22 protein-coding genes and 1 tRNA gene are annotated in these 26009 nt (G+C 59.7%); 10 read left to right on the top strand and 13 right to left on the bottom strand.

Annotated elements, in window-relative coordinates; all coding sequences use genetic code 11:
* Positions 1–250: 250 nt before the first annotated feature.
* The 5 genes from K4O48_RS19530 to K4O48_RS19510 all read left to right on the top strand — a co-directional run bounded on the left by K4O48_RS19530 (position 251) and on the right by K4O48_RS19510 (position 4512).
* Positions 251–757 carry a hypothetical protein gene (locus K4O48_RS19530; RefSeq protein WP_222910021.1) on the top strand — a complete coding sequence of 169 codons (507 nt, stop codon included), beginning with the start codon at positions 251–253 and terminating at the stop codon, positions 755–757.
* Complete coding sequence (locus K4O48_RS19525; protein WP_222910020.1) at positions 750–983, top strand: hypothetical protein; 234 nt, start codon at positions 750–752, stop codon at positions 981–983. The genes K4O48_RS19530 and K4O48_RS19525 overlap by 8 nt, the downstream gene beginning before the upstream one ends.
* A gap of 504 nt (positions 984–1487) precedes the next feature.
* Positions 1488–2210, top strand: a complete 723-nt coding sequence (locus K4O48_RS19520) for a hypothetical protein (RefSeq protein WP_222910019.1) — start codon at positions 1488–1490, stop codon at positions 2208–2210.
* Positions 2211–2649: 439 nt separating this feature from the next.
* Positions 2650–3159 carry a hypothetical protein gene (locus tag K4O48_RS19515; protein WP_222910017.1) on the top strand — a complete coding sequence of 170 codons (510 nt, stop codon included), beginning with the start codon at positions 2650–2652 and terminating at the stop codon, positions 3157–3159.
* Between the two features lie 72 nt (positions 3160–3231).
* Complete coding sequence (locus tag K4O48_RS19510; protein ID WP_222910015.1) at positions 3232–4512, top strand: DNA cytosine methyltransferase; 1281 nt, start codon at positions 3232–3234, stop codon at positions 4510–4512.
* Between the two features lie 2 nt (positions 4513–4514).
* Here the strand turns inward: K4O48_RS19510 and K4O48_RS19505 are convergent, their stop codons facing one another.
* The 3 genes from K4O48_RS19505 to K4O48_RS19495 all read right to left on the bottom strand — a co-directional run bounded on the left by K4O48_RS19505 (position 4515) and on the right by K4O48_RS19495 (position 7074).
* The gene (locus K4O48_RS19505) at positions 4515–5333 is read right to left on the bottom strand and encodes a hypothetical protein (protein ID WP_222910013.1); all 819 of its coding nucleotides are present in this window, start codon (positions 5331–5333) and stop codon (positions 4515–4517) included.
* Between the two features lie 159 nt (positions 5334–5492).
* Entirely contained in the window at positions 5493–6410 is a 918-nt protein-coding gene (locus tag K4O48_RS19500) for a hypothetical protein (protein WP_222910011.1), read from the bottom strand.
* Positions 6411–6744: 334 nt separating this feature from the next.
* The gene (locus tag K4O48_RS19495) at positions 6745–7074 is read right to left on the bottom strand and encodes a hypothetical protein (RefSeq protein ID WP_222910009.1); all 330 of its coding nucleotides are present in this window, start codon (positions 7072–7074) and stop codon (positions 6745–6747) included.
* A 95-nt stretch (positions 7075–7169) separates the two neighbouring features.
* Here K4O48_RS19495 and K4O48_RS19490 point away from each other — a divergent pair, with 95 nt between their 5' ends.
* Complete coding sequence (locus tag K4O48_RS19490) at positions 7170–7457, top strand: helix-turn-helix domain-containing protein (protein WP_222910007.1); 288 nt, start codon at positions 7170–7172, stop codon at positions 7455–7457.
* Between the two features lie 77 nt (positions 7458–7534).
* Here K4O48_RS19490 and K4O48_RS19485 read toward each other — a convergent pair.
* From K4O48_RS19485 to K4O48_RS19470, 4 genes are all read right to left on the bottom strand, one after another.
* Positions 7535–7610, bottom strand: a tRNA-Thr gene (locus K4O48_RS19485).
* A 75-nt stretch (positions 7611–7685) separates the two neighbouring features.
* Positions 7686–8918, bottom strand: coding sequence for a methyltransferase (locus tag K4O48_RS19480; RefSeq protein ID WP_222910005.1), 1233 nt, complete (start codon positions 8916–8918; stop codon positions 7686–7688).
* Positions 8919–9012: 94 nt separating this feature from the next.
* Positions 9013–10389, bottom strand: coding sequence for a TRAP transporter large permease subunit (locus K4O48_RS19475; protein WP_222910004.1), 1377 nt, complete (start codon positions 10387–10389; stop codon positions 9013–9015).
* Entirely contained in the window at positions 10382–10927 is a 546-nt protein-coding gene (locus K4O48_RS19470) for a TRAP transporter small permease subunit (protein WP_222910001.1), read from the bottom strand. The genes K4O48_RS19475 and K4O48_RS19470 overlap by 8 nt, the downstream gene beginning before the upstream one ends.
* Before the next feature lie 196 nt (positions 10928–11123).
* Here K4O48_RS19470 and K4O48_RS19465 point away from each other — a divergent pair, with 196 nt between their 5' ends.
* The gene (locus K4O48_RS19465; protein WP_222909999.1) at positions 11124–12224 is read left to right on the top strand and encodes a TRAP transporter substrate-binding protein; all 1101 of its coding nucleotides are present in this window, start codon (positions 11124–11126) and stop codon (positions 12222–12224) included.
* A gap of 59 nt (positions 12225–12283) precedes the next feature.
* On the opposite strand, the gene K4O48_RS19460 is transcribed toward K4O48_RS19465, so the two are convergent.
* From K4O48_RS19460 to K4O48_RS19445, 4 genes are all read right to left on the bottom strand, one after another.
* Positions 12284–12709, bottom strand: a complete 426-nt coding sequence (locus K4O48_RS19460) for an OsmC family protein (protein WP_222909997.1) — start codon at positions 12707–12709, stop codon at positions 12284–12286.
* A 101-nt stretch (positions 12710–12810) separates the two neighbouring features.
* A complete protein-coding gene (locus tag K4O48_RS19455) occupies positions 12811–13119 on the bottom strand; it encodes a DUF2388 domain-containing protein (RefSeq protein WP_222909995.1) in 309 nt (102 codons plus the stop codon).
* 64 nt (positions 13120–13183) lie between these two features.
* A complete protein-coding gene (locus tag K4O48_RS19450) occupies positions 13184–17545 on the bottom strand; it encodes a PAS domain S-box protein (protein WP_260523673.1) in 4362 nt (1453 codons plus the stop codon).
* A gap of 206 nt (positions 17546–17751) precedes the next feature.
* Entirely contained in the window at positions 17752–19401 is a 1650-nt protein-coding gene (locus K4O48_RS19445; RefSeq protein ID WP_260523672.1) for a murein L,D-transpeptidase, read from the bottom strand.
* A 226-nt stretch (positions 19402–19627) separates the two neighbouring features.
* On the opposite strand from K4O48_RS19445, the gene K4O48_RS19440 reads away from it, so the two are divergent.
* Positions 19628–20335, top strand: a complete 708-nt coding sequence (locus tag K4O48_RS19440; RefSeq protein ID WP_222909991.1) for a murein L,D-transpeptidase catalytic domain family protein — start codon at positions 19628–19630, stop codon at positions 20333–20335.
* Between the two features lie 136 nt (positions 20336–20471).
* Here the strand turns inward: K4O48_RS19440 and K4O48_RS19435 are convergent, their stop codons facing one another.
* Together K4O48_RS19435 and K4O48_RS19430 are read right to left on the bottom strand one after the other, a co-directional pair.
* Positions 20472–22256, bottom strand: a complete 1785-nt coding sequence (locus K4O48_RS19435; RefSeq protein ID WP_222909990.1) for a GspE/PulE family protein — start codon at positions 22254–22256, stop codon at positions 20472–20474.
* Positions 22257–22524: 268 nt separating this feature from the next.
* Entirely contained in the window at positions 22525–23889 is a 1365-nt protein-coding gene (locus K4O48_RS19430; protein WP_222909988.1) for an inorganic triphosphatase, read from the bottom strand.
* 104 nt (positions 23890–23993) lie between these two features.
* Here K4O48_RS19430 and K4O48_RS19425 point away from each other — a divergent pair, with 104 nt between their 5' ends.
* Together K4O48_RS19425 and K4O48_RS19420 are read left to right on the top strand one after the other, a co-directional pair.
* The gene (locus K4O48_RS19425) at positions 23994–24671 is read left to right on the top strand and encodes a TIGR00153 family protein (RefSeq protein WP_045423324.1); all 678 of its coding nucleotides are present in this window, start codon (positions 23994–23996) and stop codon (positions 24669–24671) included.
* Positions 24672–24710: 39 nt separating this feature from the next.
* On the top strand, positions 24711–25976 hold the full coding sequence (locus K4O48_RS19420; RefSeq protein ID WP_222909986.1) for an inorganic phosphate transporter: 1266 nt from the start codon (positions 24711–24713) through the stop codon (positions 25974–25976).
* Positions 25977–26009: the final 33 nt, after the last annotated feature.

Below are 26009 nucleotides of genomic sequence, written 5' to 3'. Positions count from 1 at the left end.
GGAATCGCAGGCACAGTCACTATGAGGGAGAACAACTTAAGGGAGGCTTGCGGAAACTCAGGAGTCTTGCTGTTTTTCGCTCTCTCACCTCTGCGCCATCTTCTCCTTCGCGCGCGAGCCAACTTCGCCCTCTAATCAAACATAAGGGTCTTCATCGATTTAAGTGAATGAATCGAAAGGAGAAACGCTGGTTCTATCTCGGGTTTAACACACGCAGAATATGTAGTAAGCCACTTTTGAGTAATCCAACATGTCTGCCAACAAGTTTACCCCTGAACTAAGAGAGCGGTTCTTTGAGGTGCTAGAAGAGACCTGCTCGCCAAAAACTGCTGCCGAGGCATGTGGAATAACTAGACGAACAGCCTTCTACCACAAAGCAAACGATCTGGAATTTCGCACTCGTTGGGAGGAGTCAATTAACGTTGGCCTTGATGCCTTATTGGGCGAAGCCTATCGGCGTGCGGCCTTGGGTTATGACGAGCCAGTGATCCATGGTGGCAAGCTCGCTACCACTGTCGATAAAGCGACAGGCGAAGAGCGGCCCCTGCTGATAAGGAAGCATTCGGATCGGCTGCTGGAAGTGCTTTTGAAGTTTCGATATGGCGACCAAATGGCTGATCGTATTCGTGTGCAGCAAGAGGACATCGGTTTGGATGTAAATGCGCTCCTCTCCATGCCTGCGGCCGAGCGTCAGCAACTAACGGCGCTGCTAGAGAAGTACAAGGCCAACAAAACAGAGGTCTCCTCTGATGAATAAGCCAACCGAACCCCTTACGGCAGAGCAGGCGCTTCACCAATTGACCCAGATCGAGCTGGTGCCTGGTATCTGGCGGAAGACCTGTCCTCGCTTCGTCGAAGCCTTAGGTGGACCAGACGAGCTGCTGAGACGCTCGGAAATGACCTGCGTCGGACCGATGCCTCGCCTGACCGCTGAGGAATGGGAAATGGCGAGTCGAGAATTCCAGGACAATCGAGGTAGCTGATAATGGCTTCTACTGATGGCACCCCCTCTCAGTCCATGCCGACAGGATCCCTCCCTTCAATATTACCCAAGCCAATCAAAGAGCCCCGCCGCTGGCGGTTCGATGGAGACATAACCGCTAAAACGCCCGTAGTTGATCCTCTGTGCTCTCCGCCCAAGGTGATCAGGTATGTGGGGTATCGTTCTTGCCTGAAGTGCGAGCGCCCGTTCTGGACTGAAGCTGTTGGCCGGATTCGATGTTGCAGCTACTGCGGCGGTGCAGGTCTTCCTCCAGTCACTGGAAGCTCTAACAACCAATCAGATGACGACGACTTCTAACCCGCTGCTACGCAATGCTTTGGCTGCATCTATCCATTAGCGGAACACGCCTGGGCAAACGCTGGCTCGCTTGTTCAGGCACTCGCGACAGCATTGGTCTCACAGGCGGATAGTCCATTGGCGTGGCTATCGAATCGGGAAAATGGTTTCCCAACCCCCAGCTGGGTATCCGTCTTGGAGACCCAACATGAAAATCGAACTGCTCAATACCCCGCTGCTGTCCCCCGCCGAAATTTCCGACCTGGCAGGCAATCTTGAAGCCATTCACTCTCGCACCCTGAAAGCCATCGAGCGACTGAATAAAGACGTTGCTACGAAGAAGGCAGAGATTGCCAATCGGTGGAAATCAGCCAATATCGACGCAGGCGACAAGGCTCGCATTGCCGAGCAAGAAACCTTGGCGAGCGTTCGGCTCATCAAGGATAACGCCCAAGCTGAGCTCGATGGCTTGCTCAAGTCGGCAGGCCCTGCCCACTCAGCTTTAGTGGCGCAGCGAGCCTTCTACGACAGTCCCGTTAAAGTCCTTACCCGTGCCGCTCTCGGCACTGCTCAGCGCACCGCCTATCTCCAGCAGTTGGCTTATGCAGGTCCTTCGGAGCTCGGGCATCTCGCGCAGGTAGCTGTATCGACCAAGAACGAACCCCTAGCCGCCGCCGTTCTGTCCAAGTTGGATTCGATGCCTAGCAAGGATCGTCCTGTTTCTGCTCAGCAGCTGGCTGCTGCGATGGATCTTCCAGACTTCAAGAAGGTGGCCGAGTACCTGAAGATCGGCGAGAACCGTCTGCAAGGCATCCTGGTAGCTATCCGCGCCTGGGACAGTGGCCGCTCCAGCCCAATCAACACTGTCAGCCTCGCTCTTCGCGAGCGCCAGATCGACCGCTCGGTCTTGGAGGTGGATGATGACGCCTGAGATTCTTTCACCAAATCATCCAGTGGTCATGGCGCTATGCGCCATTGCCCGTCTGGCTTGCTCGCCATCCTTAGGTGGAGTCATTCAGGCGCTTGGCGTACACGCGAAAGCCGTTGGCGTCTGCCCCGGGTCCGAGGAGTTCGACAAGGCGGCAGCCTTGGTTGGGCTCCCCTACTGCAGGGCACTTGACCTATATGTCCCGCCAGAAGTGAAGCAGCGAGCAGAGTCCTTCCATTGGACGGAAGCCCATCGCGCATGGTCTTGATGTTGTTCGGCTGTGCTTGAGAGGTGTCCTTAATCGGCCACCTCTTTTCATTTCAGCGGCTTGCGCGCCGAGACGGACTGATTGGATATCAGTAGGCATATTTAATGGGCGCGCACCCGCTCCTTGTTCCGCTGGGACACGACAAGATGGAGGCTCAATCGATGAGGAACCATCATGGACCTGAGACAAAAAACATCCGCTGAGCTGCTGGAAATCTACAACAACCTGGCCGAAAAGAAGGCCGGACCGAAGACGTTCGCGTCGCGAGCGAAACTGATCGAGCGAATCACCAAGCTAGCCGAGCCTCAAGGTGTCGATCTGACAACCTTCAGGCAGAGCGAGGTCGTTGAGGTGCCCGACGAGCACATAGAACCGCAGGCTGATCGCACCGAGACGCCGGAAGATCAAACAGAAACCAAGAAGAAGCGAGGGCGGGGCGTGGGCGAGCTTGCCCGACTGATCCTCATGGACCCGATGGGCTATCCATACAAGCTGATCGCAGCGATGGTGAATGCCGAAATTTCTGGCGCCACCGCCTCCTCCAAATCCATCGCGTGGTACGCCAGCAAGATGCGAAAGGCGGGTATCGAGGTGCCTGAGCGGAAGAAGACCTTCTCAGCCGATATGGACGAGAAGGAGTCAGCAGAGTGGCTGCAAGGTGTGAAAGTCGTCTCGCCGGTCTAGGAGCGCTGCCTTACGAGCCCAGATCTGTAATAATCTCCCGTTTTTCCTCCACGAACACTCCCGACGAGATCTATGCAAAAGCGACGATTCGTATCATTGTTTAGCGGTGGCATGGGGTTGGACCTCGGCTTAGAAAAAGCGGGTTTCGAGCCCATCCTGTGCAATGAAATTGACAGCATGGCGGTGGAAACGGTCAGGCTCAACAAACCGAGTCTTCCCGTCCTAGCATGCAGTGTCGAAAACATTACCGGGGAGCAGGTTCGCGAGTTATCTGGGCTAGGGCGCGCGCCCCTTGACCTCCTGGCCGGGGGACCGCCATGCCAAAGTTTTAGTGTTTATGGAAATCGAAAGGGAATCCATGACGGCAGAGGGAAAATGTTATTCGAATACTTACGGATGGTGCAGGAACTGCAGCCGAAAGTATTCATCATGGAAAACGTCCGTGGGCTCCACTCTATGCCTCTTATTCCGTCTAACTTAGTTTCCGATGTCGAGGGAGCAGAGCCGTGGATGGCAGAAAAAGGCAGCTTAGTTCGCGAGTTAATACGGGAATTCGAACAGATTGGGTATCGAGTTGATGGTTTCCTAGTTAATTCTGTTAACTACGGAGCACCTCAAATACGGGAGCGCCTCATCCTGGTTGGTAACAGGTTCGGGCTGAAAGCAGCCTTTCCCCAGCCTACTCACAGTAACCGTCCGGCTGATAAGCTCCAGCAATTCAAAACCCTTAGGGACGCCATTGGGCCGAAGTTCACTGATCCCGATCCCAGCCTTATGAATTTTAGCCCTCGTAAACTTGGCTATCTCAAAATGGTGCCCCCCGGAGGCAATTGGCGCAGCCTCCCAGTTGAAATTCAAAAAGAATCAATGGGCAAGAGTTGGTATCTAAAGGGAGGGCGTAGTGCTACCTGGCGCCGCCTGTCGTGGGATTACCCATCACCCACAGTAGTGACGATGCCAAATCACGCTTCAACCAGCATGTGTCACCCTGACGATGTTCGAGCTTTAACCGTGGGCGAATGCGCAGCAATCCAAGAATTCCCTAGCGAATGGAAGTTTTCTGGCCGCACCTCCGATAAATATAAGCAGATTGGTAACGCCGTACCGTTAAGGCTCGGCGAAATGGCCGGTCGATGTGCCGATAACTTGCTTACGCGAATCGATGAGTTGGGTCGGGATGCCAATCCGGACGTTGGTGTAAAAATTCCTTCAGGGATAGAGCACTTACGATCACATGTTAGGACGAAAAGATACTGGCATAACGGCCAGGCGCTTGCAGGTGATCACGGCTACTACCCTGAGGAAGAGGGCGACTTTGAGGTAGAGGAGCAGGCTCAGCTCCCCTTGGTCTAAAGTCAGCCGTTCGTGGCTTGTAGAATTCTGACCCAGTCGATGACGCCGGTCTCATCGATGAATGCTGCGTATCGGCGGGCGAATGAGTTCTTGAATTCCGCCATCAAAGCCTGCGCTTCGAACAGCGGTTGGCGCTTGGCCTCGATTGCGGATTGTATTCCTTCCATAACCCAGAGCTGGGTATCCTCATGGTCACCCAGCCAAGACCAAAATTCTTTGCCAGCCAACACTGTCACGTAATTCTCAAGATTGTGCACGTCATGGTTTGCTCCGCGGCTTATACCGCGGACCAAACGGTATTTATCGGTAAGCCTGTCCGCATGACCATAGAAAGTGGCAATTACAACTTGCTCGTGAAGGTGCTCTGCTGCCTCAAATAAATCCCGTATATCTTTGAAAGATTTGTTCAGCTCAACAGCCTGGCCCAGCTGGATCGTCCACTTGCTGGCCTTGAGCGACAGCAAAATTTGCTTGCCCCCCTTGTGCACCACATGATCAATATTGTCAAAACAGGACTTATTGAAAAGTCCGGCCCGCCTTGCGTCTCGATCCAGCTTCGTGGTCCCGAATACCCTTGGCAGGATTTTTTCGTCAACAAGTTTGCCGAAACCGGTGGCGTGGCCAATTGAAAAATGTCCGCCGAGCAAGAACTCTGCTAGCTCAAGAAACCCCTCATGTCCATGCAGTGCTGATATCAGGGGCGCCATGAAGGGGTTAACCTCCATAGTGTCATGCCTTTCTTCCCTAATCTTAGCGATGCGCTGTTCAAGCCACCATTCAGCTTGAGCCTTTACCCCTAGTACCACGGCATTTCTTTCCACGCCCGAATCCTTCTGGTGAAGTAGCCTCGGAAGTATTCGCGATTCTTCGTAGGGCTGCAACTGAACCCAGATTTGCGTCGGTCGTGATAAACGAAAAGGCCTCCATGATGGAGGCCTTGTGGTTCAGCAGTTTAGGAGGCGTTGCCGCCTAACTGATGGTTAGGCAGCGGCTGAAACCAATTCTGAAGCCAGCTGTTGGCAGTAATCGTCGGTCAGGTGCTTATGCTTGATGAGCTGGTCGGTGAGGTACACGGCCCGCTTCGTCGCCCCGCGGGCGCCGATAGAGTCCAGTAAGGCGATCCACTCGTTCGATTCATGAATCAACCGATCCGCCTCTTGCTCTGCATCCGTATCGCTCAAGCCCTTCGCTTCGGCCAGGTAACCCAGCAAGCCTTGCTTAATCCAATCGCTCGAGCCGTGCTGCTGGTGCAGGTCAAAGCAGACGCTAAACAATTCCACGAACGCGTCTTCAGATTCGATACCCTGCCGAAAGTAATCGTCGCCGAGACGATCTATACATTCGTCTACCATGCGGCCAAAGCAATCAATTGGCTCTCCGCTCTCTGGAAACGTGGCTGCCAAGGCCAAAGGCCGTAGACCTTTGAACAATTCATACTCACGCCCGAAAACCACAAATGGGGATTCCTTAGGCGCTGGCTTCTCGGCGTGGTTGAGATTGTCCCGAGAACGTTCCAAATAATCTTTAGCAAATTGCTCTGGGTCGCTACGGAGCTCAACGCTGCCAAAGTGAGCGCAGTAATCAGTCATGGCGTGCGCCAGCCACTCCTTGCCGTAGTGAGCATGCAGGGCGATATAGGCCTCTAACGATGGGAACGGAACGCCTTCGCCAAGTACCAGGTCGCCTTCCTCGCCGTTAAGCGGGTCGTGATAAGACTCGAACAACTGATCGGAGCAGATGGTTTTTTCCAGCAGGTCGAACAGCATATCTGGGCCGCTTACGCCACCTTTCATCCTTTGCTCGGCGGCAACTGCACGAATGCCTGAGGCAAACTCCAGCTCTTTTCCAAGCAAAACGATCTGGTTGCGAATGGCAGCGATAGTGATGGTATTGGTCATGATGTCTCTCCATAAATCATAAAAGTGCTTTTGGGTTTAGTGGAGAGGCGTCCCCCTCACGTCAGCGCTTGGGAGAGATTGTCCGGGAATGTAAAGATGCGGAATATCATCATTTGTACCGTAACGGCGAAAGGCCATGTGTCCTTAATTCAAAGGCTTACAGATAAGATGAGAATGAATCGCAGCGGCTTCAGTGCGCACCCGACGAACGGTCATCGCAGGCGAGGGCAGTTTCAGACATTGAGAGTAATAGATAGACCAGCAGCAAGGGCGTCCGATTGGTGCCCTTACTACCTGAGACTTAACGGACCACTGGGTCGGCTCTACAGCAGAGTCATCTGCAATAAGCCTTGCCCAGCTCTTCAAACTTGCCAGTTCGAACCACCTTGACCACATCGATCACCTTGACCATTTCTGGTTTGAGGCCGTGGTCAGCTGCGACCATACAGATATAGTCAGCGAAGCCGTCGCGCCTGGTGCTGTCATCAATAACGCCTACGTATAAATTCCTGTCGGTCATCCAGGTTGCGTCCTTAACCTTCGGCTCGTCACCGCTCTTGATCAGGTAATTGACGAATTCTTTCTGGGCTTGGCTTGGTGCAGCAGAGGCAAACATCGGTACGGCGAGGGCTGCGGCAAGAGCTAACGTTGTGAGTCGCATCATTCATCCTTCCTTGAGTGGTTGAGATTAGCGAATAGTCGATTTTGGACTATTCCGAATCGGACTCTACCGTGCCGTGAACTTCTGGTCACTGCACGATGACGAGTTCAACCCACAATCCCGATTATCAATTGCTGCTTGGCGTCCTACGGACTGTCAGGAAGCGGCTGGGTGTCTCCCAGATAACCCTAGCCGAGCGACTCGGGAATACTCAGACGTTTGTGTCCAAATGCGAGCGCGGCGAACGTCGAGTGGATGTCGTTGAGCTGATCGAAATTGCGGAAGCCCTTGGCGTGCCTCCGCTCGAATTGATCGAAGAATTTCTGCAGAGGCGCAGCGCAGGTAAATCCCCCAAAACCAAGAAGGCGACGAAGCAGAACGCTTAGCGTGTTGATTTTGTGTTTAGCGTGGCCCAGAAACGACAAAGGCCAACCCGAAGGTTGGCCTGAGGTCTTGCGGTGTATGGTGCCGGCACCAAGAGTCGAACTCGGGACCTACTGATTACAAGTCAGTTGCTCTACCAGCTGAGCTATACCGGCTAAAAGATGGGCGCCATTATAGCCATTGCTCGCCGCGAGTAAACTGTTTGTTGCCAGTTGTTTGCATGACATCGTTCATGTGTTTGCGCGGCGATGATCGAGCTCTGCAATCAGCATCAGATTTCGCGGGGTCAACTGGGTTGCGCAGAATGTGCCCAGGCGTACCGCGTAACCGTTTTCGGCCAGCAGCAGGGCGCGGTCGAGCAGTAACCAGACTTCTAGCGGACGCCGGAATAGGCCGCGTACCAGTTCCAGGTTGCGCACTTCGGCCAGCCGTTGCCAGCCGCGTTGCTCAAGCGCGATCCAGTCCAGCGCGGGTGGGTCGGGTAGCCCTTTCAGCGCTGCCAGGTCGCGGCAGTAATCCTCGAAACGTTTCTTGAGCCAGCTGCTCGGTAGCGAGGGGGTTGGCAGGTAGTCGTTTTCACCGCGTAGGTCGCGCTGGAGCAGGTCGAAGCCCAGGCGCCAGGCCATGGAGTGGTCGCGCTGCCGTCGCTCGCGGGCGCCAGCTGTGACCGTTTCGCTGAGTGGCAGGCCAAGATCATCTCGGGACAGCTCGAGTGCCGAGGCTGCGGCGAGCTGAGACAAGGGTTGATAGCGGTCGGCCTGGATGCGGTTGTAGCAGCAGGGGGCGATCGCCAACTGGCGGCAACCCCTCGTGATCCCCAGATTGATCAGCCGAACATGCAGCTCACCGCAGGCGTGCAGCGCCACGGGGGTGACGGTCGGGTCGAGGTATGCAAACGTGCCGTCCTCCATCACGTCTTGTTGATGATGCGCTGCGTTGATGCCCAGCCGCTCGCTGAGGCGCGTGCCGGCTGCGACCAGTGCCGGATCCCATTCGAGGCAGGTCAGCCCGCCGCCGCGATTGGCCAACTGCCGTCCCAGATGGCCTTTGCCGGCGCACCAGTCGAGCCAATGCTGCGGACGTTGATTGAAGCGTAGCGCCGAGCCGAATGCTTGGATTTGCTGCCACTTCCGGCCGGGTACGTCGACAGACTGTCGGGCATCGGTGCTTGGGTTCGGTGATGTGGGCAGCTCGTCAACCACACTCAGCGCCGTCGCTTGGGCGGCCAGCTGCGGAAACGGAGCGGGTGCCCTAAGACGGTCGGGATGGTTGTGTGCCGCTTCGGCGTGCTCCAGCGAGCGGCCGCGCAGCCATTGAGCCAGCTGCGGATGATCCGCTTCCCAGGCCAGATGCTGGTGGGTGAACGGACGGGGTCGCCACAGCGCCTGATGCTGCAGCAGAAAGGCATCGAGCTGCTGAAAACGTTCGGCTAGTTGTGAGTAGCTGGCGGACGGGATGGGCATGGTGGCTCGGCTAGGGTAGCTGCAGCCTCATATGATCGCGCTGAAACCCCTCGCCGGAAAGCGAGACGCCCGTCGAAACGGGCGTCTGCTGAACCTATTTGCCGTATACCTGCTCCGGCAGCCAGGTGACCAGGCCGGGGAACTGGTAGGCGATCACCAGCAGCAGGATCTGGATCAGAATGAAGGGGATTACGCCCTTGTAAATGGTGCTGGTGGGCACGGATTTCGGTGTCACGCCGCGTAGGTAGAACAGGGCGAAACCGAAGGGCGGCGTGAGGAAGGACGTCTGCAGGTTCAGGGCGATCATCACGCCGAGCCATACCGGGTCCAGCCCCATGGCCAACAGCACCGGACCGACTATCGGCACCACCACGAAGGTGATTTCGATGAAGTCCAAGATAAAGCCCAGCAGGAAAATCACCACCATCACCAGGAAGAAGGCACCGAGGACGCCGCCGGGCAACTGAGCGAACACGTCCTCGATCAGCGCTTCGCCGCCGAACCCGCGGAACACCAGCGAGAACAGCGATGCACCGATGAGGATCAGAAAGACCATGGCGCTGATTTCGGTAGTGCCATAGGCCACTTCGCGCAACTGGCCGAAGTTCAGTTTGCCTTTATAGAACGCCAGGATCATTGCGCCCAGCGCACCAAGGGCAGCCGCTTCGGTCGGCGTGGCATAACCCGCCAGGATCGAGCCGAGCACGGCGCTGATCAGCAACAGCGGAGGGACCAGCGCATTGATCAATTTGCCCCATTCGATCGGGCCGAGTTCTTCCTGCGGGAGGGCAGGCAGTTTCTTCGGTTGGAGGACCGCCACGGCGATGATGTAGAGGATGTACAGACCGACCAGTAGCAGGCCGGGCAGGAGTGCACCGACAAACAGATCACCTACCGAGACGGTTTTGGGCGAGAAAATGCCCATTTTCAGCTGGGCTTGCTGGTAGGCGCTGGACATCACGTCGCCGAGCAATACCAGTACGATCGACGGTGGAATGATCTGGCCCAGGGTGCCGGTGGCGGCGAGCGTTCCGGTGGAGATGGCCGGATCATATCCGCGGCGCAGCATTGTTGGCAGCGCCAGTAACCCCATGGTCACGACCGTGGCACCGACGATGCCGGTACTGGCAGCAAGCAGTGCGCCAACCACGCACACGGAGATGGCCAAGCCACCGCGGAGGGTGCCGAACAGGCGCGACATGGACTCGAGCAGGTCTTCAGCGACCCGGCTCTTTTCCAGCATCACGCCCATGAACACGAACAAGGGCACCGCCAGCATCGTCTGGTTGTTCATGATGCCGAACAACCGGTTAGGCAGCGCGCTCAGGTAGCCGCCATCGAAGGTGCCGGTGACGATGCCCAGGCCAGCGAAAAGCAGCGAAACGCCACCGAGGGTGAAGGCTACGGGGTACCCGGCCATCAGGGCCAGGCAGATGCAGACAAACAACAGTATCGCCATCAACTCAGCCATGCTTCACCTCCTGCTCGGGAAGGCGACCGGCAATGGTGTAGGCGGCCTTGATGATTTCGGAAACGCCCTGCAGCACAAGACCTACAACCAGCACGAGGATGATGCTCTTCTGCAGGTAAACAAACTTGAGGCCGCCCGATTCGCTGGACCCTTCCAGGGTTGCCCAGGAGTTACTGACGTAATCCCAGCTCGCCCAGCCGAGAAACAGGCAAACGGGCAGAAGAAAGAGAAGGGTGCCAAGTACTTCGACCAAGGCCTGGTAGCGAGGGGTGAATCGCTGGTAGAAGATGTCGACGCGAACGTGGCCATTTCGCTGCAGAACCCAGGCGGCCGCGCCCATGAATACAAGCGCGTGCGCGTAGAGAACAGCTTCCTGCAGTGCGGTTGCGCCGATGCCGAAACCGTAGCGCAGCACAACCACCACGGCGGTGCCGAGGACCAGAAACAGGGTGAGCCAGGCGCAGGCCTGTCCAAAGCGAGCGTTCACTACGTCGATCCCCCTGGCGAGACCGAGCAGTGGAGGGGCGTGTTTCGACATAGCAGATCCCTTTATTGTTATGGCCCAGACGGCCGGCGATTCTAGGCGTCGGGGCGACGGCGTCGCAACCGGCAGTACTACGTACGTAGTTCCGGTACGTAGTCACGGTGCTTGAGTGAAAGATAGCCATATGATAGCTAGAACGACCTGACATCGGGGTTCCGATATTCAGCATTACAACAACAAGGAGTGACTCATGAAACGTCGTCAAATTCTGGCCGCCGCAGGCGTTGGCCTGGCCGCAACCGCACTGGCTGGTTGCAACAAGGAAGCCGAGACAGCCGCTAAATCCGAAGGCACCGCAAGCACAGAGAAATTCAACTGGAAGATGGTCACCTCCTGGCCGAAGAACTTTCCGGGCGTAGGGGTCGGTGCGGAAAATTTCGCCAAGTTGGTGAACGAGATGAGCAATGGCCGTTTAACGGTCAAGGTGTACGCCGCAGGCGAGTTGGTGCCGGCACTGGAAGTCTTCGATGCGGTCTCCCGCGGTACCGCGGAAATGGGTCATGGCGCTCCGTACTACTGGAAAGGCAAAGTGCCGGCAGCGCAATTCTTCTGCGCCCTGCCGTTCGGCCCCAATGCTCAGGAAATGAACGCCTGGCTGCACCGCGGCGGCGGCATGGAGCTGTGGGAAGAGGTCTACAAGCCTTACGGCGTACTGCCGATGGCCTGTGGCGCAACGGGCGTGCAGACCGCGGGCTGGTTCAACAAGGAAATCAATTCGGTCGATGACTTCAACGGCCTGAAAATGCGTACGCCTGGCCTGGGTGGTGAAGTGCTGACCAAGATGGGCGGGACCGTGGTCAACATGCCGGCCGGTGAGATCTTCACGGCGCTGCAGACCGGTGCCATTGACGCCACCGAGTGGATCGGCCCCTACAACGACCTAGCGCTCGGCCTGCACAAAGCCTCCAAGTACTACTACACACCGGGCTGGCAGGAGCCGAACGTCACCTTCGAACTGGACGTGAACCTGAAGGCCTGGGAGACCCTGCCAGATGACCTGAAGGCCATCGTCCGTTCCGCCGCCCGTGCGGTTAACGGCGATATGCTCGACGACTACAACGCCAAGAACATGGAAGCGTTGGAACAGCTTCGCGAGCAGGGGGTTGAAGTGCGCCGTCTGCCGGACGAAGTGCTGGCGCGGCTGAAGGAGGTGGCGGCTGAAGTGGTTGATGCGTCCGCGGCGGCAGATCCCGTGGCGGCGAAGGTTTGGGAACAGCAAAGTGCCTACCTCAACCGCTTGTATGAATACGCCGAGCTGAACGAGAAAGACATTTACAACATTCGCGGCTGATTTCAGCACAGCGAAACGAAAACGCCGCCCTTGGGCGGCGTTTTTGTTTACTTCAGAGATCAGCTTTCAAGCGTCGCGTTCAGGCTGATTTTGGCATTCAGAACTTTTGAAACCGGGCAGCCTTCCTTTGCCTTGTTGGCGATTTCCTGGAACTGATTGTCATCGGTGCCGGGAATCTTGGCGTTCAGCGTCAGCGCGATAGCGGTGATAGAGAACCCTTCGCCATCCTTGTCCAGCGTGACTTCCGCCTTGGTTTCGATGCGTTCGGCGGTCAGACCGGCTTGTCCAAGCATCATCGACAGCGCCATCGAGAAACAGCCCGCATGGGCCGCGCCAATCAGTTCCTCGGGGTTGGTGCCCGGGGCGCCCTCGAAACGGGTGTTGAAGCCGTAGGGGTTGTCCTTCAGGGCGCCGCTTTCGGTGCTGATGGTGCCTTTGCCGCTTTTCAGATCACCTTGCCAGACGGCGGATGCGGTTTTTTTCATGGTTCCTCCGGATGCTGCGGTTGGACATGAGGCGGGCTAACCCGCCGTTGGGCTGCACGCGGAGCACTACGGCCAACCTATCGGCTGGCCAGCTTCGTGGCCTATTGCAGTTCGGCGGCGAGGATGGCGTTCGCCAACTGCATGTCGCTGGCTTGCAACTGGGGCTGTTCGCTGCGCACTTTTTGCAGCATCGCTTCCAGATAAGGGCCACGGATGGCGCCATCGCTGGCCACGAAACTGCCGGCGTCCTCGCGCGCTGCGGCGACTAATTTGTCGTCGCGGAATGTCATGTAGGTGGAGGCGGTCGTCGCGCCTGAGGACAGAATCTGCCGGACGAAGCCGCTGTCCGCCATCGCCGCGCCCACGGGGATACAACTCAGGGTGATTGCCGCCAGTAGTGTTCTGCGCATGATTGATGCCTCTGCTTGGTCTCCTTTAGAGAGTGCGCAGCGGTCCGCAGAGTTCCTTGGGCCGCTATTCGCTGCGTTCGATCAGTTGGCGAACCTTGGCGCCCAGCATGTCGATGCTGAACGGCTTGGCCAGCATGTCCATGCCAGGCGCGAGAAAGTCACCGCGAACCTCGGCATTGGGTGCGTAGCCAGTGATGAACAGCACGCGCAGTTCCGGCCGATGCGCACGTGCGATCTCGGCCAACTGGCGGCCATTAATGCCAGGCAGGCCAATGTCGCTGACCAGCAAATCGATACGCTGCGTGCCTTGCAGATAGGGCAGCGCCGTGTTGCCGTCCACCGCTTCGAGAACGCTGTAACCCAGCTCCTGCAGCACCTCGACCACCAGCATGCGGACCGCCGCTTCATCTTCCACCACCAGCACGGTTTCGTCGGCCTCGGCGCCCTGTGCCGCTTGTGGGCTTATCTGGTGCGCCTCTGGGTGTTCTGACTGCGCCTGGCTGCGCGGAAGGAACAAGGTGATCAGCGTGCCCTGGCCGGGCGTACTGTCGATGCGCACATGGCCGCCAGTCTGTTTGACGAAGCCATAGACCATCGACAGCCCCAGCCCGGTGCCCTGACCAATCGGCTTGGTCGTGAAGAATGGGTCGAACGCCTTGGCTACGACGTCCGCCGGCATGCCAGAGCCATTGTCGGCCACGCTCAGCGTGACGTAGTCGCCTGGCTCGGGCGCGTCGGGTTGGTCGCTGTTGATCCGCACGGACCCGGTCTGAATGACCAGCTTGCCACCCTCGCTCATGGCGTCTCGCGCGTTGATCACCAGATTGAGCAAGGCGTTTTCCAACTGATGTGCATCGGTGTAGGCCAGCCAAGGCTCCGGCTGCAGCCGGGTGTCGAATTCGATGTGCTCGGCCATGGTGCGGCGCAACATGTCTTCCATGGACTGCACCAGTTGGTTGACGTCCACCGGCTGAGGGTCCAGCGACTGACGTCGGGCAAAGGCCAGCAGGCGGTGAGTCAGCGCGGCGGCGCGGTTGGCGGAACTGGTCGCGGCGTCGACGTAGCGGCTGAGGTCATTTACCCGGCCACTGGCGACCCGCCGCTGAATCAAATCGAGCGCGCCGAGCACGCCGGTCAGCATGTTGTTGAAGTCGTGGGCCAGACCGCCGGTGAGCTGGCCGATCGCTTCCATCTTCTGCGCGTGACGCAAGGTTTCTTCCGCGCGCTCGCGCTCTCCCATTTCCACGTGCAGCAGATGGTTGATTTCAGCCAGCTCACGGGTGCGCTCGGCGACCCGGCGCTCGAGGTTGTCGTTTAGCTCGCGCAACGCTTCTTCAGCGGCGACCTGAGCGGTGATGTCCGTGTTGGTGCCGAACCAGCGGGTCACTTGGCCGATGTCGTCACGAATGGGCACGGCGCGCGACAGAAACCAGCGGTACTGACCGTCTTTGCCGCGTAGCGGGAAGGTTTCTTCCCAGATCGAGCCGATCGCCACGGCGCGCTTCATCGAGGCGCTGACACGCTCATGATGATCGGGGTGATGCACCGACCGCCAACCCAGGGCGCGCATGGCTTCGAAGGTGGTTCCGGTGTAGTCGTACCAGCGCTTGTTGTACCAGTAGATCCGGCCCGACGGGTCAGCCATCCAGGCGAACTGACTCATGTTGTCGGCCAGGGTGCGGAACTGCTCCTCGCTGGCGCGCAATGCGCGTTCAGCGCGCATCCGCTCATCGGCGGTCCAGGCCCGGTCAGCGACTTCGCGAACGAAGGAAATGTCCTCTTCGGCCCATTGCCGCGGCCGGTCCTGCAACAGGATCAAGGCGGCGATCAGGCGCCCCTGTTCCTGCAGCGGCACGCATACCAGGCTCTGGACGCGTCGCAGGCGCAGGCTCGACGCTTGGGCGGCAGTGCGGGTGTCATGCAGGACGTCATCGACCACGACCAGCTCATCGTTCTGCAGGTCATAGACGAAGTCGCCGTAATCGGCGAAGCACATGCGCTCGTGGTAGTCCCCCAGCGCGCCGTCGCTCCAGTAGCGTTCGACCGTGGCGTACTGGCCGCCAGGGTCGACCGTCAGGAAGGCGGCGCGAGTCACGTTAAGCGTAGTGCCCAGGGCGCGTACGGCTGCCGTGATGATGGCGATGCTGTCCGGTTGGCCTCGTAGCAGATCGCCCAGCTCCATCAGCACCGACTGCCGTTGTTCGGTTATTCGACGCTCCTGTATCTGCTCTTCGAGCAAGGCGTTCATGCGCAGCAGCTTCAGCTCTGCGTTGCGCTCGGCGGTGGTCTCCCGAGCGGTTCCGAGCAGTCGAACCCTGCCGTCGGCATCCAGCAGGCGACGGCCACGATTGGTCAGCCAGCGGAACCGGTCCCCCTTTTCATCGTAGATCCGATAGTCCAGGTTCAGCTCGCCGCCACCGAGCCCCTCCAGGGCGCTGCGAAACGCGGTGAGCAACATGCGTCGGTCGTCCGCGTGCACGCGGGCGAGGAACTCATCGACGGAAAGCGCCGTTTCGTTTAGCGCGATGCCGGCGAGCATCTTCAGCTGCGCATCCCAATGCAGCGTGTTGCGTTCGAAGTCGTATTCCCAGACGCCAATCGCGGCGATTTCGTTGGCCAGGCTGACGCGCTGTTCGGCTTCCAGCAACGCCTTGCGCGCCCGCGCGCGATCGGCGGCGGAACGGACGCGCTCAGCCAGCTCGCGTACTAACGAGATATCCGCCTGGCTCCAGGGCCGGGAGTCTTCACTGGCGAACATCAGGAAGGCGCAGTCGGCCGCCTGTTCAAGCAATGGGGCCAACAGCAAGCTGCGGTAGCCAAGCCGGTCATGCAGGGCGCCGCAATTGTCGCGGCAGCCGGCTTCGTCGAGCAGGTCCTCGAACGGCACGACCAGGCCCTGCGACAAACGCAGGCGCAGGGTGCGCGCAGAACTTCCCAGCGGGTGCGTATCCCTTCGCCCGGCGCGGGTTGGCCACTGATGCTCAATCAGCAGCTCATCGCGCTCGTCGAGGCGACCGCTGGCTATGCAGTCGACCCCCATCAGCTGAGCCAGCCGCTCGGGCATGATGTCGGTCAGCTCGATACGGCGATCGGTTTCCTGCAAGTGATCGCTGAGTTCCAGCAGATAGGTTTGTTGTGCATCGCCGCGAGCGCGCTCGCTGATGTCGGTGAAAGTACAGATGGCGCCCTGCAATACCCCGTCCCGGTACAGCGGAGCCACCCGGTACTCCACCGGCAAGCGGCTGCCATCCAGACGGAAAAACAGCTCATGCTCGACATGAGCAGGCTCGCCATTTCTGGCGGCGCGATGAATCGGACACTCCTCGACGCGATACGGTGAACCGTCGGGGTGGCTGTGGTGAATGACGTCGTGCAGTTGGCGGCCAAGCACCTGGTCCCGGCTGGAGAAGCCGAGTAGCGTGATGAACGCCTCGTTGCACAGCGTGACGAAGCCGTGGGTGTCGATGGAATAAAAGCCTTCGCTGGCCGAGTCCAGCAAGCTGCGGGTAAACGCCTCGCTTTCGAGCCGCTCGGTCTCGGCGCGGCGACGCTCATCAATGTCCTGCGCCACCAACACCCAGTGCAGCAAACGCCCGTCGCGGTCGTAGACTGGCGCACCGCAACCCTGGAACCAGCGCGGGCTACCATCGGCGGCGAGCAGCGGGACTTCGAAGCTGCCGGACTTGCCGGTTTTCAACGCTGTATTCCATTGGTGCAGCACCGCGTCGCGGTGATCGGGCGCAACGGCGTTCAGCCAGCCCCAGCCGGCCGAGTCGGCCAGCGACAAGCCGGTGAAATCACACCAATAGCGATTACAAAAGATCAGCGAGCCACTGGCATCACATTGCCAGATCACCTGAGGGCTGAGATCAACCAGCGCTCGGTAGCGTTCGTCCGCTTCGCGAATCGAAGCCGCGTGACCGTCCTCCCCGTTACCCTGGCGATTGGTTTCGCGCGGTTTGCTGTGCGCTTCGAGCAAGGCCATTACCTGGCGGGCGAGTGCGATCAGATGAGCCTGCTGCCGCTCCGACAACGCCTGCGGGTGGTTGTCCATGACGCAAAGCGCGCCGAGTGGCAAGCCTTCTGGCGCTGTCAGCACAGCGGCGGCATAAAAACCGCTAGCACTGTCTGCGCCCGTACCATCAGCGAAATAGTGGATGACCTGCGCGTGTGAGCTTTCCACTACTCGCGTCTGGAGCGTTGGGTCAATGTCGAGGGGGTCGCCCGCTAAACTGACGGAGGCCTTTAACCGCTGATGGTCTCCGTCGAAAAACACAATGGCCGCACTCGAACAGCCGCAGAGCTCCGCCGCAAGCAGTGCCAGATCGTCGAACGCCGCGTCCGCCGCGGTATCGACGACGCTGTAGCGGCTCAGTGCGGCTCGTGGATCATTTATCCCTGTGTTCTCTATGTCTTCGGCGTTCAAAGCGTTTGCTCGGCTATCCATGGCGGCAAGAGGATGCGCTCGGCCGAAGCTCCGGCATCGGTAAGTACGGTGTGTAACCAGTCATCTGTAGCGGCTGCGAACGATACGTGGCCTGGGTTCCGTGCCAAGTAGACCTCGGTCTACGGGCACTCTGCCAGTGCCTCTGGTCTGGTCCCGGCCCGCTGATTGTCCCTCGAGTCGCCCAGCTAATGCCGTTTGGATTCCTTCAATGTAGTGCGTCGCAGCAAATCGTGCTGATCGGTGTCTTGCAGCGCGGCGAGCAGCTGAGTGTCGCGGTGATAGATATCCGGGCGGTAATGCGCCTGCCCCGCACTGTTCGCTTCTGCCGTCCAATACCCCAAGAGCACCGGTGTCGGCTGGGCCAGACCGAACTCATGCGTCCGGCCGGTCGCGAGCAATCGGTTGAACCGCTCGCGTTCGGGCTCCGTCAGCAGCAGGTTCGCCAGTTGCATCACCGACTCGACCCGCACACAGCCGGAGCTGAATGCCCGCTGTGAACGCGCGAACAGGCCTTGGCTCGGCGTGTCATGCAGGTAGATCGAGAAGGGGTTGGCGAAGCGGATGACCAGTCGCCCCAGCGGGTTGTGCGGCCCCGCGGCCTGACGCAGCAGGATGTTGCCGGGGTTGCTCCAGTCGATCTGCGCCGGATCCAACACGTTGCCCTGATAGTCGAGCACGTGCATGTTCTGCTCGGCCAGATAGTTCAGGTCTTCACGAATTCTGGGCAACTTGTCTTCGCGCAGAATGGTGGGTGGTACGGTCCAGGTCGGGTTGAGCGTAAGGCGCGTGACGTTCGATTTGATTGCGGGTGTTTGCCGCGTGTCGCGCCCGACTTGACCGCGCGCTTCCCACTGCGGTCGGTTGTCGCGGAAGTAGATGACCCGCCCGCCGGCGATGTCGACCAGCAGCGAGCGTGGCTCGATATCCCTGGACAGCCAGCGGAATCGCTCCAGATTGATTTTCAGCTGGTTGAGGCGTTGGCTTGAGGTGACGTTCAGCGCGCCGAGGGTTTCCAGGCCCAGGACGCCGTCAGGCTGGAGGCCATGTTGGCGCTGAAAGGCCTTGAGCGCTTGCTCGACCTCCTGGCTAAAGCGCGTGTCGATGTTGCCCTGTGCGGGGGCATTGAGCAGATAGCCGTCGCTGGCCAGGCGAAGACGCAGCGGCGTAACTCGCGGGTCCGACATACCGACGCGCAAGGTTTCGCCTGGCGGGATCGGTAGCCATTGCGAAGGCGGCTCGGCGCGCAAACGGGCATGAGCCTTGCGCAAGTTGTGGTATTGCTCCAGGGAAGGACGGGCCTTGTTGAGCGCGTGCTTAAGCTGTGCCAAGCCCTCGTCTGCAATCTGCAGCAGCGGATCATCCAACGGTTGCGGCGCCGCGGCACCCGGACTGCGCCAGACCGGCTCCAGGTGATCCTGCGGCAATCGGCCGTACGCCAAGTGACGCAATGCCGCCAGGTAGGAGGCGGTGGCCAGAATATCGGCACACGCGCGATGCAGCGGGTCGGTCGTCGAGGTCTGGACGGCCCGGCGAATGGCGTCTGGGTGGTAAATGGCTGGGTTCAGCCCATCGTCAACCAGCGCCTGGAGTTGTTCCTGCAGCGCGTCGAGCTGTGCGTAGGAACGCCATAGCGGTGTGAACTGATGCCGATGGTAGAGCTCGGTGAGTTGCTGTCGGACGACCGGGTCGTTGGCGAGCGGGACTGCGCAGGCGCTAGGCAGCGTTTCCAGCGCGGTGCGGATAGGGTTGGGAGGGTCGTTGGCAGGCTGTGCGATCGCCAGGATGGGCACCAGCAACAGCATGTTTATCAGACGAGGTGCTTGTTTTTTGTACAACGCTTCACTCCCGGCTATCCCACCGACTGCTAGACTTCGCCGCTGATCCGCTGCGGACTCTGGGAAAACCAGGCCCTGACGGGCCACAACGATAACGTTCTGTCAGCCGACGAGGGAAGTTTTGTGCCCTTCGTTCGACCTGTTTCGCTGCCGCCCGCCCGGCGGCGCGTAAAGGCGCCAACCACAGGACGTTCGGCTATGGCGTCGATGAGGTAGTTCAACGCTTATGGTTTCATTTAGACGTCTTTGTCTGCTGGCAGGTCTGTTTCTGTCGACGCCGCTTCTGGCGGCCGGTCCGTCCTATCAGCCGGTGGTGGATGAGCTGTCCTCGGCCGCACCTTCGCTGAACCTCGATGTGCTCACGCATGCCGTGGCGGCCATGCAATGTGCGGTCAACAATGGTGCCGATCCCGCGCAGCGGCTGGCCGTGATCGACTTTTCGCTGCCGTCTTCGCAGCGTCGCCTCTGGATTTTCGATCTGCGACAGCGGCGCTTGTTGCTGGAAGACTTCGTGGCGCACGGCATGAAATCGGGCGAGAACCTGGCGACCCGCTTTTCCAATGTGCTCGGCAGCCATCAGTCGAGCATTGGCCTGTTCCGTACCGCCGAGAGCTACAGCGGCAAACATGGCTATTCGCTGCGCATGGATGGCCTCGAGCCCGGTGTGAATGACCTGGCCCGCGAGCGCGCCATTGTGATTCATCCGGCCGAGTACGTGAATCCCGCCTGGATCGAAACGCAGGGCCGCATTGGCCGGAGTCAGGGCTGTCCAGCCGTGCGCCCGGAAGTGGCGCGCATGGTGGTCGATAGTCTGAAAGGCGGGCAGTTCATGTTTTCCTGGTACCCGGACCAGGCGTGGCTGCAGTCCTCGGCTTATCTGAATTGCGAGCCCAATCGTGTGGCCTCGTTAGTCGCAGCGAAATCGGGCGGCTAGGGCTCAGGGCTGACTCGGCTCGGCCGACATCAGGTTCGGCATCGCCCGGGTTTGGGGTGGGTTCAATCCGTCAGTGCCTTGGCTGATTAGCAAGGTGGATGTAAAAAGCGACATCCACCCTACGCCTGACTTTCCGCTACTTTTGCTCACTTTGCGGTGTTACGCGCAGGACTTCTTCCAGCGTGGTCAGCCCGGCGGCGATTTTTTGCGCGCCGGAGAGCCGCAGGCTGTGCATGCCGTCCTTGAAGGCCTGGCGGCGTAAAGCGATGAGGTCAGTGTCGGCGGTAATCAGTGGCTTGATCGCATCATTGAGCAGCATGATCTCGTAGACGCCGGCACGGCCCCGATAGCCGGTGTCACGGCACTCGATGCAGCCGACTGCCTGGTGAGCATTGCTCGGCAGCGGGGCGTTCCAGGGTTTTGTCAGCGCCTGCCAGTCATCGGCGTCCAGCTTGATCGGCGCCTTGCAGTGGGGACACAGCGTGCGCACCAGCCGCTGAGCCATCACGCCGAGTAGCGTTGCGCGCAGCAGGTAATGCGGCACACCCAGCTCCAGTAAACGGGTGATGGCGCTCGGGGCGTCATTGGTGTGCAAGGTCGAAAGCACCAAGTGGCCGGTCAGCGCGGCCTGAATCGCCATTTCGGCGGTTTCCAGATCGCGAATCTCGCCGACCATGATGATGTCCGGATCCTGCCGCATCAGGGCGCGCACGCCGCTGGCGAAGGTCAGCTCGATGTTGTGCTGCACCTGCATCTGGTTGAAGGCGCCCTCGATCATCTCGATCGGGTCCTCGATGGTGCAAACGTTCACTTCCGGCGTCGCCAGCTGCTTGAGCGTGGTGTAAAGCGTCGTCGTCTTGCCCGAGCCGGTCGGCCCGGTGACCAGGATGATACCGTTGGGCTGGCCGGTCATCGTCTGCCAGCGGCGCAGGTCCTCGGCGGAGAAGCCCAGCTGATCGAAGCCCTTGAGCAGCACTTCCGGGTCGAAGATCCGCATCACCATCTTTTCGCCGAATGCGGTCGGCAGGGTCGAGAGGCGCAGCTCGACCTCGCCGCCATCTGGCGTTTTGGTCTTGACCCGACCGTCTTGCGGTTTGCGCTTCTCGGCGACGTTCATGCGCCCGAGCGATTTGAGCCGGCTGACCACCGCCATCGCCACCTGGGGCGGGAATTGATAGACGTTGTGCAGCACGCCGTCGATGCGAAAACGCACGCTGCCCTGCTCGCGGCGCGGCTCGATGTGGATGTCGCTGGCACGCTGATCGAAGGCGTACTGGAACAGCCAGTCAACGATGTTCACCACATGGGCGTCGTTGGCGTCGGGCTCCTGGTCGCTGGCGCCGAGGTTGAGCAGCTGCTCGAAGTTGCCGGTTCCGCTGATCTTCTGATCATTGGCGGTAGCGCCGCTGACCGACTTGGCCAGCCGATAGAACTCCACCGTGAAACGCTGCAGGTCGACCGGATTGGCCACCACACGCTTGATCGGCCGCTTGAGTACGTGGGTGAGGTTGGCTTCCCAGCTCTTCACGAAGGGCTGGCTGCTGGCGATGGTGACGGCCGAGCTGTCCACCGCGACCGCGAGAATCTTGTGGCGCTGGGCGAAGGCGTAGGACATCAGCGGCGTTACCGCCGCCACGTTGATCTTCAAAGGATCGATACGCAGGTAGGGTTGTCCAGCCTGTTCGGCAAGCCAGACGGTGAGGGTTTCGAGATCCAGCTTCTTGCCCGGCCGCGTCAGGTCGTCGAGTTGTTGCGCGCCGAGGAACTCCAGCGGGTGCTGCTGACTATTCGCCGCACTACGCCGCAGGGTCATGCACTGCTCGGCGGTTTCCTGCAATAAACGGCCCTGCGCTACCAGGTCGCGCAGCAGGTCATTGAGGTCGAGAAAGCGATCCTGGGCAGGCGAATTCAACACGGACATGGGGTCCTTCGGTCATGACTGAAACGAAGATCAAGCTTGCCGTTAAATCAGCGCGCTGTCTGCCTGAGTGGTTCCACTTTTGCCGATCGTCGGTAATTGCCGAACCGTGGCGGCGCGCCTTGCCGCGCCGCGCCATCCCAGTCGCTTGTTCGCCAGCTTCAGTAGGGTGGGCTTCAGCCCACCAGTGTGTGAGGCAGGCATATCTGGGCGTTGGGGTATGCAATAGACAGGAGCGCCGCCCCGCCCACCCTACGCCAGGCACGGCCCGCTATTTGGTCAGCAATTTCCACGGCTTGAGCGTCCAGACCGTGCGCGCCTGGTCCACCCGAGCATCGAGCAGCTCGTCGGTCAGCGGCTGCCCGGCCAGCTCATAGAGCTTCGCCAGTTCGCCGTAGAGACGGTCGGCTTCCGGCAACTCCAGCGTGGTGCGAGCCAGGTGCAGCCAGACCAGCAGCCGCTCCATGCGCGGGCGTTGTTCAGCAAGGTCTTCGGGTTGCTGCTGATAGCGGAGTAACTGCAACGCCTCAGCTTCTTCGCCGAGCAGGCGCGGTAGCCAGTTACCCAGCTCGGCGGCACCCTGGCGATTGCCACGGTTGTTGCGTCCGACGGTCCAGCCGCGTTGCAGCAACCAGAGCGAGGCCTTGAGCGAAAAAAGCCCCCAGCGCGGCGCGGCCAGTTCGGCGGCAAACGCGTCGGGCGCAGCCTTACGCGCGTTTTCATCGTCCTGGCCGGCTTCGATCCGCGGACGCCAGTCCTGGATCAGCGCATCGAGCTGTTCGCGCAGTTCACGGCTGGTCGCACGCGGGGCCGCCTGGCCAAGGCTGCCGAGCAGGGCGCGCAACTCCACCAGTTGCTGCAGCCACTCGCCGAGCAGCTTCCAATGACCATTGAAGCGGTATTGTTCTGCCAACCGCTGGCTGTTGCCGAGCAGCTGCCAGGCGAGGGCCGCGAAGGCGTCGTCCAACGGCATGACCGGGTCGAGTGGTGGCGGTGGCAGGCTCAGCGAGTAGCTGTCCGCGTCATACAGGCGATAACCGCGTTCTGCTTTGCTGATGTCACAGGGCATCAGCGGCAGATCAGCGGCGAGCTCGGCGGCCAGCTCCAGCAGCGCCACGGGCTCGCCCTGTCGCAGTTCCAGCTCCAACTCGCAGATGTCCTCGCTCTGCTTGCCGACCACCACCTTGCCCAGGTCGAGGGCCGCTTCGATGACCACCTTGGCCTTGCCACGGCCCCAGGCGATTTCGGCCTTTTCGCGGACGAAGTCGGTGGTAAAGATTGGCTTCAAGGTCTTCTTGTCCAGCTCGGCCAGGCTCGCCGGCCAGCACTCGTCTGCGAGTTTCTTCAGATCCAGCTTGGCCTTGTCCAGGTACCAGTCCCACTCGTTGCGTTCGGAAAGGCCGGCGACGCTCTGGCCACGGCTCTTCAGGGTCTGGATGAACTGGTCGCCGTCGCGGCGCAGGCGCAGCGCGACCTTGGCTTGAGCAAGCTCGCGCTCGGGCGTGTCGTAGTACTGGTTGAACAGTTCATGCCGCTCCCAGCCGCTCTTGTTGCGTTTTTTTAGTAGCGGATGGTCGCGCAGCGCCAACAGGGTTTCGCGACTGACGCGAAGTTTGATTTCGGTTTCTTTCTGCATGGTGCCGAGATGATGCCTATGTTTGAGTGTGACCTACGTCACTTGGTAGCGGCCCTTTGAGCGCATCCGTATACTTGCCGCCTTCAGAAGCCGGGGTGTTCCCTATGCCAATCAATCCTTTCGTCAGCCTGTTCGGACGCTCGCCCATCGGGCCAATGCAACAGCACATGGCCAAGTCTCACGAATGTGCCGCCAACCTGGTGCCGCTGTTTCAGGCGATCACAGCAGAAGACTGGGAACGGGTCGAACAGATCCAGAAAGAGATGGCTCGACTGGAAAACGAGGCCGACAAGCTCAAGAAGAGTGTTCGTCAGCATCTACCCAAAAGCCTGTTTTTGCCGGTTCCGCGCTCGGATTTGCTGGAGCTGCTGAGTGTACAGGACAAAATTGCCAACCGCGCCAAGGACATCGCCGGCCTGATGTTGGGCCGCTGCATGACCATTCCACCGGCGCTGCAGCCGGAAATGCTGGCCTTCGTGCAGCGCAGTGTCGATGCCAGCTGCCAGGCGCTGAAGGCGCTCAAGGAACTGGACTCGTTGCTGGAAACCGGCTTTGCCGGTCGCGAAGCCACGCTGGTCGAAAAGATGGTCGAGGAGCTCGAGGAAATCGAGCGTGAAACCGACCGCATGCAGATCACGGTACGCCGTGCGCTGTTCAAGCTGGAAAAGGAATTGCCGCCAGTAGACGTGATGTTTCTCTACAAGATCATCGAATGGATTGGTGACGTGGCTGACCGTGCCGAGCGCGTCGGCAACCGTCTGGAACAATTGCTGGCGCGCTGAGGTGCCAGCGTCTTTTCTGGTTTCAACAGGTAATTCCTTATGTCCTTTATCGCGGAATACGGCTTCGTACTCCTGGTGCTCGCCTGCGTCTTCGGTTTCTTCATGGCCTGGGGCGTAGGCGCCAATGATGTCGCCAACGCCATGGGTACCTCGGTGGGTTCGAGGGCGCTGACGATCAAGCAGGCGATCATCGTCGCCATGATTTTTGAGTTCTGCGGCGCTTATCTGGCGGGCGGCGAAGTCACCGAGACGATCAAGAACGGCATTGTCGATGCGGAAGTCATCTCGCCCGATCTGATGGTGCTGGGCATGATGTCCGCGCTGTTAGCGGCCGGCACCTGGCTGATGATCGCGACCATGAAAGGCTGGCCGGTCTCCACCACGCATTCGATCATCGGCGCGGTCATCGGCTTTGCCGCGGTCGGCGTGTCGACGGATGCGGTGCATTGGGATGCTATCGGCCCGATCGTGGCGAGCTGGGTGGTGACGCCGATGTTGTCCGGCATTGTCGCCTTCGGTCTGTTCATGAGCGTGCAGAAACTGATCATCAACACCGATGACCCCTTCCTGAACGCCAAGCGCTTCGTGCCGCTGTACATGTTCCTGACCGGCTTCATGGTTGCACTGATGACCGTTACCAAAGGCCTCAAGCATGTCGGCCTTACCCTGAGCGGTGGTCAGGGCATTCTGTTGGCGTTCGCGCTCGGCGTGTTGGTAATGCTTGCCGGTATCGCGCTGCTGTCGCGGATCAAAGTGGACGTCGAGGCTGATCGCACGTTCCATTACGCCAGTGTGGAGAAGGTCTTCGCGGTCCTGATGATCTTCACTGCCTGCTCCATGGCCTTTGCCCATGGCGCCAACGACGTGGCCAATGCCGTCGGCCCGCTGGCTGCCGTGGTCGGGGTTATTCAGTCCGGCGGCGCCGCTGAGATTGCAGCGAAATCCGCGGTGCCGGGTTGGGTGCTGTTGCTGGGCGCGGTCGGTATCGTCATCGGCCTGGCGACCTACGGTTACAAGGTGATCGCCACCATCGGCAAGGAAATCACCGAGCTGACCCCAAGCCGTGGTTTCGCTGCCGAGCTGGCGACCGCAACCACCGTGGTCGGTGCATCGGCCATCGGCTTGCCGGTCTCGACCACCCATACGCTGGTCGGCGCAGTGCTCGGCATCGGCATCGCTCGTGGTATCGGCGCCCTGAACCTGGGCGTGGTCGGATCGATCTTCATGTCCTGGCTGATCACACTGCCAGCCGGCGCGTTCCTCTCGATCATATTCTTCACGATTCTCCGGGCGATTTTCGTCTGATCTGACCGTCGCCGCAGTTTTTACCCCAGCGGT

Origin of the sequence: Pseudomonas sp. DNDY-54 (assembly GCF_019880365.1) — a bacterium.
Classification (GTDB): Bacteria; Pseudomonadota; Gammaproteobacteria; order Pseudomonadales; family Pseudomonadaceae; genus Stutzerimonas; species Stutzerimonas stutzeri_P.
Note: the sequence above shows the minus strand (reverse complement) of the source record. Positions and strands in the feature narration are given on the sequence as shown.

What these genes read in the sequence shown, in the direction of transcription:
- K4O48_RS19530 (WP_222910021.1), top strand. Translation starts at nt 251, where the DNA reads ATGTCTGCCAACAAGTTTACCCCTGAACTAAGAGAGCGGTTCTTTGAG.
- K4O48_RS19525 (WP_222910020.1), top strand. Translation starts at nt 750, where the DNA reads ATGAATAAGCCAACCGAACCCCTTACGGCAGAGCAGGCGCTTCACCAA.
- K4O48_RS19520 (WP_222910019.1), top strand. Translation starts at nt 1,488, where the DNA reads ATGAAAATCGAACTGCTCAATACCCCGCTGCTGTCCCCCGCCGAAATT.
- K4O48_RS19515 (WP_222910017.1), top strand. Translation starts at nt 2,650, where the DNA reads ATGGACCTGAGACAAAAAACATCCGCTGAGCTGCTGGAAATCTACAAC.
- K4O48_RS19510 (WP_222910015.1), top strand. Translation starts at nt 3,232, where the DNA reads ATGCAAAAGCGACGATTCGTATCATTGTTTAGCGGTGGCATGGGGTTG.
- K4O48_RS19500 (WP_222910011.1), bottom strand. Translation starts at nt 6,410, where the DNA reads ATGACCAATACCATCACTATCGCTGCCATTCGCAACCAGATCGTTTTG.
- K4O48_RS19495 (WP_222910009.1), bottom strand. Translation starts at nt 7,074, where the DNA reads ATGATGCGACTCACAACGTTAGCTCTTGCCGCAGCCCTCGCCGTACCG.
- K4O48_RS19490 (WP_222910007.1), top strand. Translation starts at nt 7,170, where the DNA reads ATGACGAGTTCAACCCACAATCCCGATTATCAATTGCTGCTTGGCGTC.
- K4O48_RS19480 (WP_222910005.1), bottom strand. Translation starts at nt 8,918, where the DNA reads ATGCCCATCCCGTCCGCCAGCTACTCACAACTAGCCGAACGTTTTCAG.
- K4O48_RS19475 (WP_222910004.1), bottom strand. Translation starts at nt 10,389, where the DNA reads ATGGCTGAGTTGATGGCGATACTGTTGTTTGTCTGCATCTGCCTGGCC.
- K4O48_RS19470 (WP_222910001.1), bottom strand. Translation starts at nt 10,927, where the DNA reads ATGTCGAAACACGCCCCTCCACTGCTCGGTCTCGCCAGGGGGATCGAC.
- K4O48_RS19465 (WP_222909999.1), top strand. Translation starts at nt 11,124, where the DNA reads ATGAAACGTCGTCAAATTCTGGCCGCCGCAGGCGTTGGCCTGGCCGCA.
- K4O48_RS19460 (WP_222909997.1), bottom strand. Translation starts at nt 12,709, where the DNA reads ATGAAAAAAACCGCATCCGCCGTCTGGCAAGGTGATCTGAAAAGCGGC.
- K4O48_RS19455 (WP_222909995.1), bottom strand. Translation starts at nt 13,119, where the DNA reads ATGCGCAGAACACTACTGGCGGCAATCACCCTGAGTTGTATCCCCGTG.
- K4O48_RS19440 (WP_222909991.1), top strand. Translation starts at nt 19,628, where the DNA reads ATGGTTTCATTTAGACGTCTTTGTCTGCTGGCAGGTCTGTTTCTGTCG.
- K4O48_RS19435 (WP_222909990.1), bottom strand. Translation starts at nt 22,256, where the DNA reads ATGTCCGTGTTGAATTCGCCTGCCCAGGATCGCTTTCTCGACCTCAAT.
- K4O48_RS19430 (WP_222909988.1), bottom strand. Translation starts at nt 23,889, where the DNA reads ATGCAGAAAGAAACCGAAATCAAACTTCGCGTCAGTCGCGAAACCCTG.
- K4O48_RS19425 (WP_045423324.1), top strand. Translation starts at nt 23,994, where the DNA reads ATGCCAATCAATCCTTTCGTCAGCCTGTTCGGACGCTCGCCCATCGGG.
- K4O48_RS19420 (WP_222909986.1), top strand. Translation starts at nt 24,711, where the DNA reads ATGTCCTTTATCGCGGAATACGGCTTCGTACTCCTGGTGCTCGCCTGC.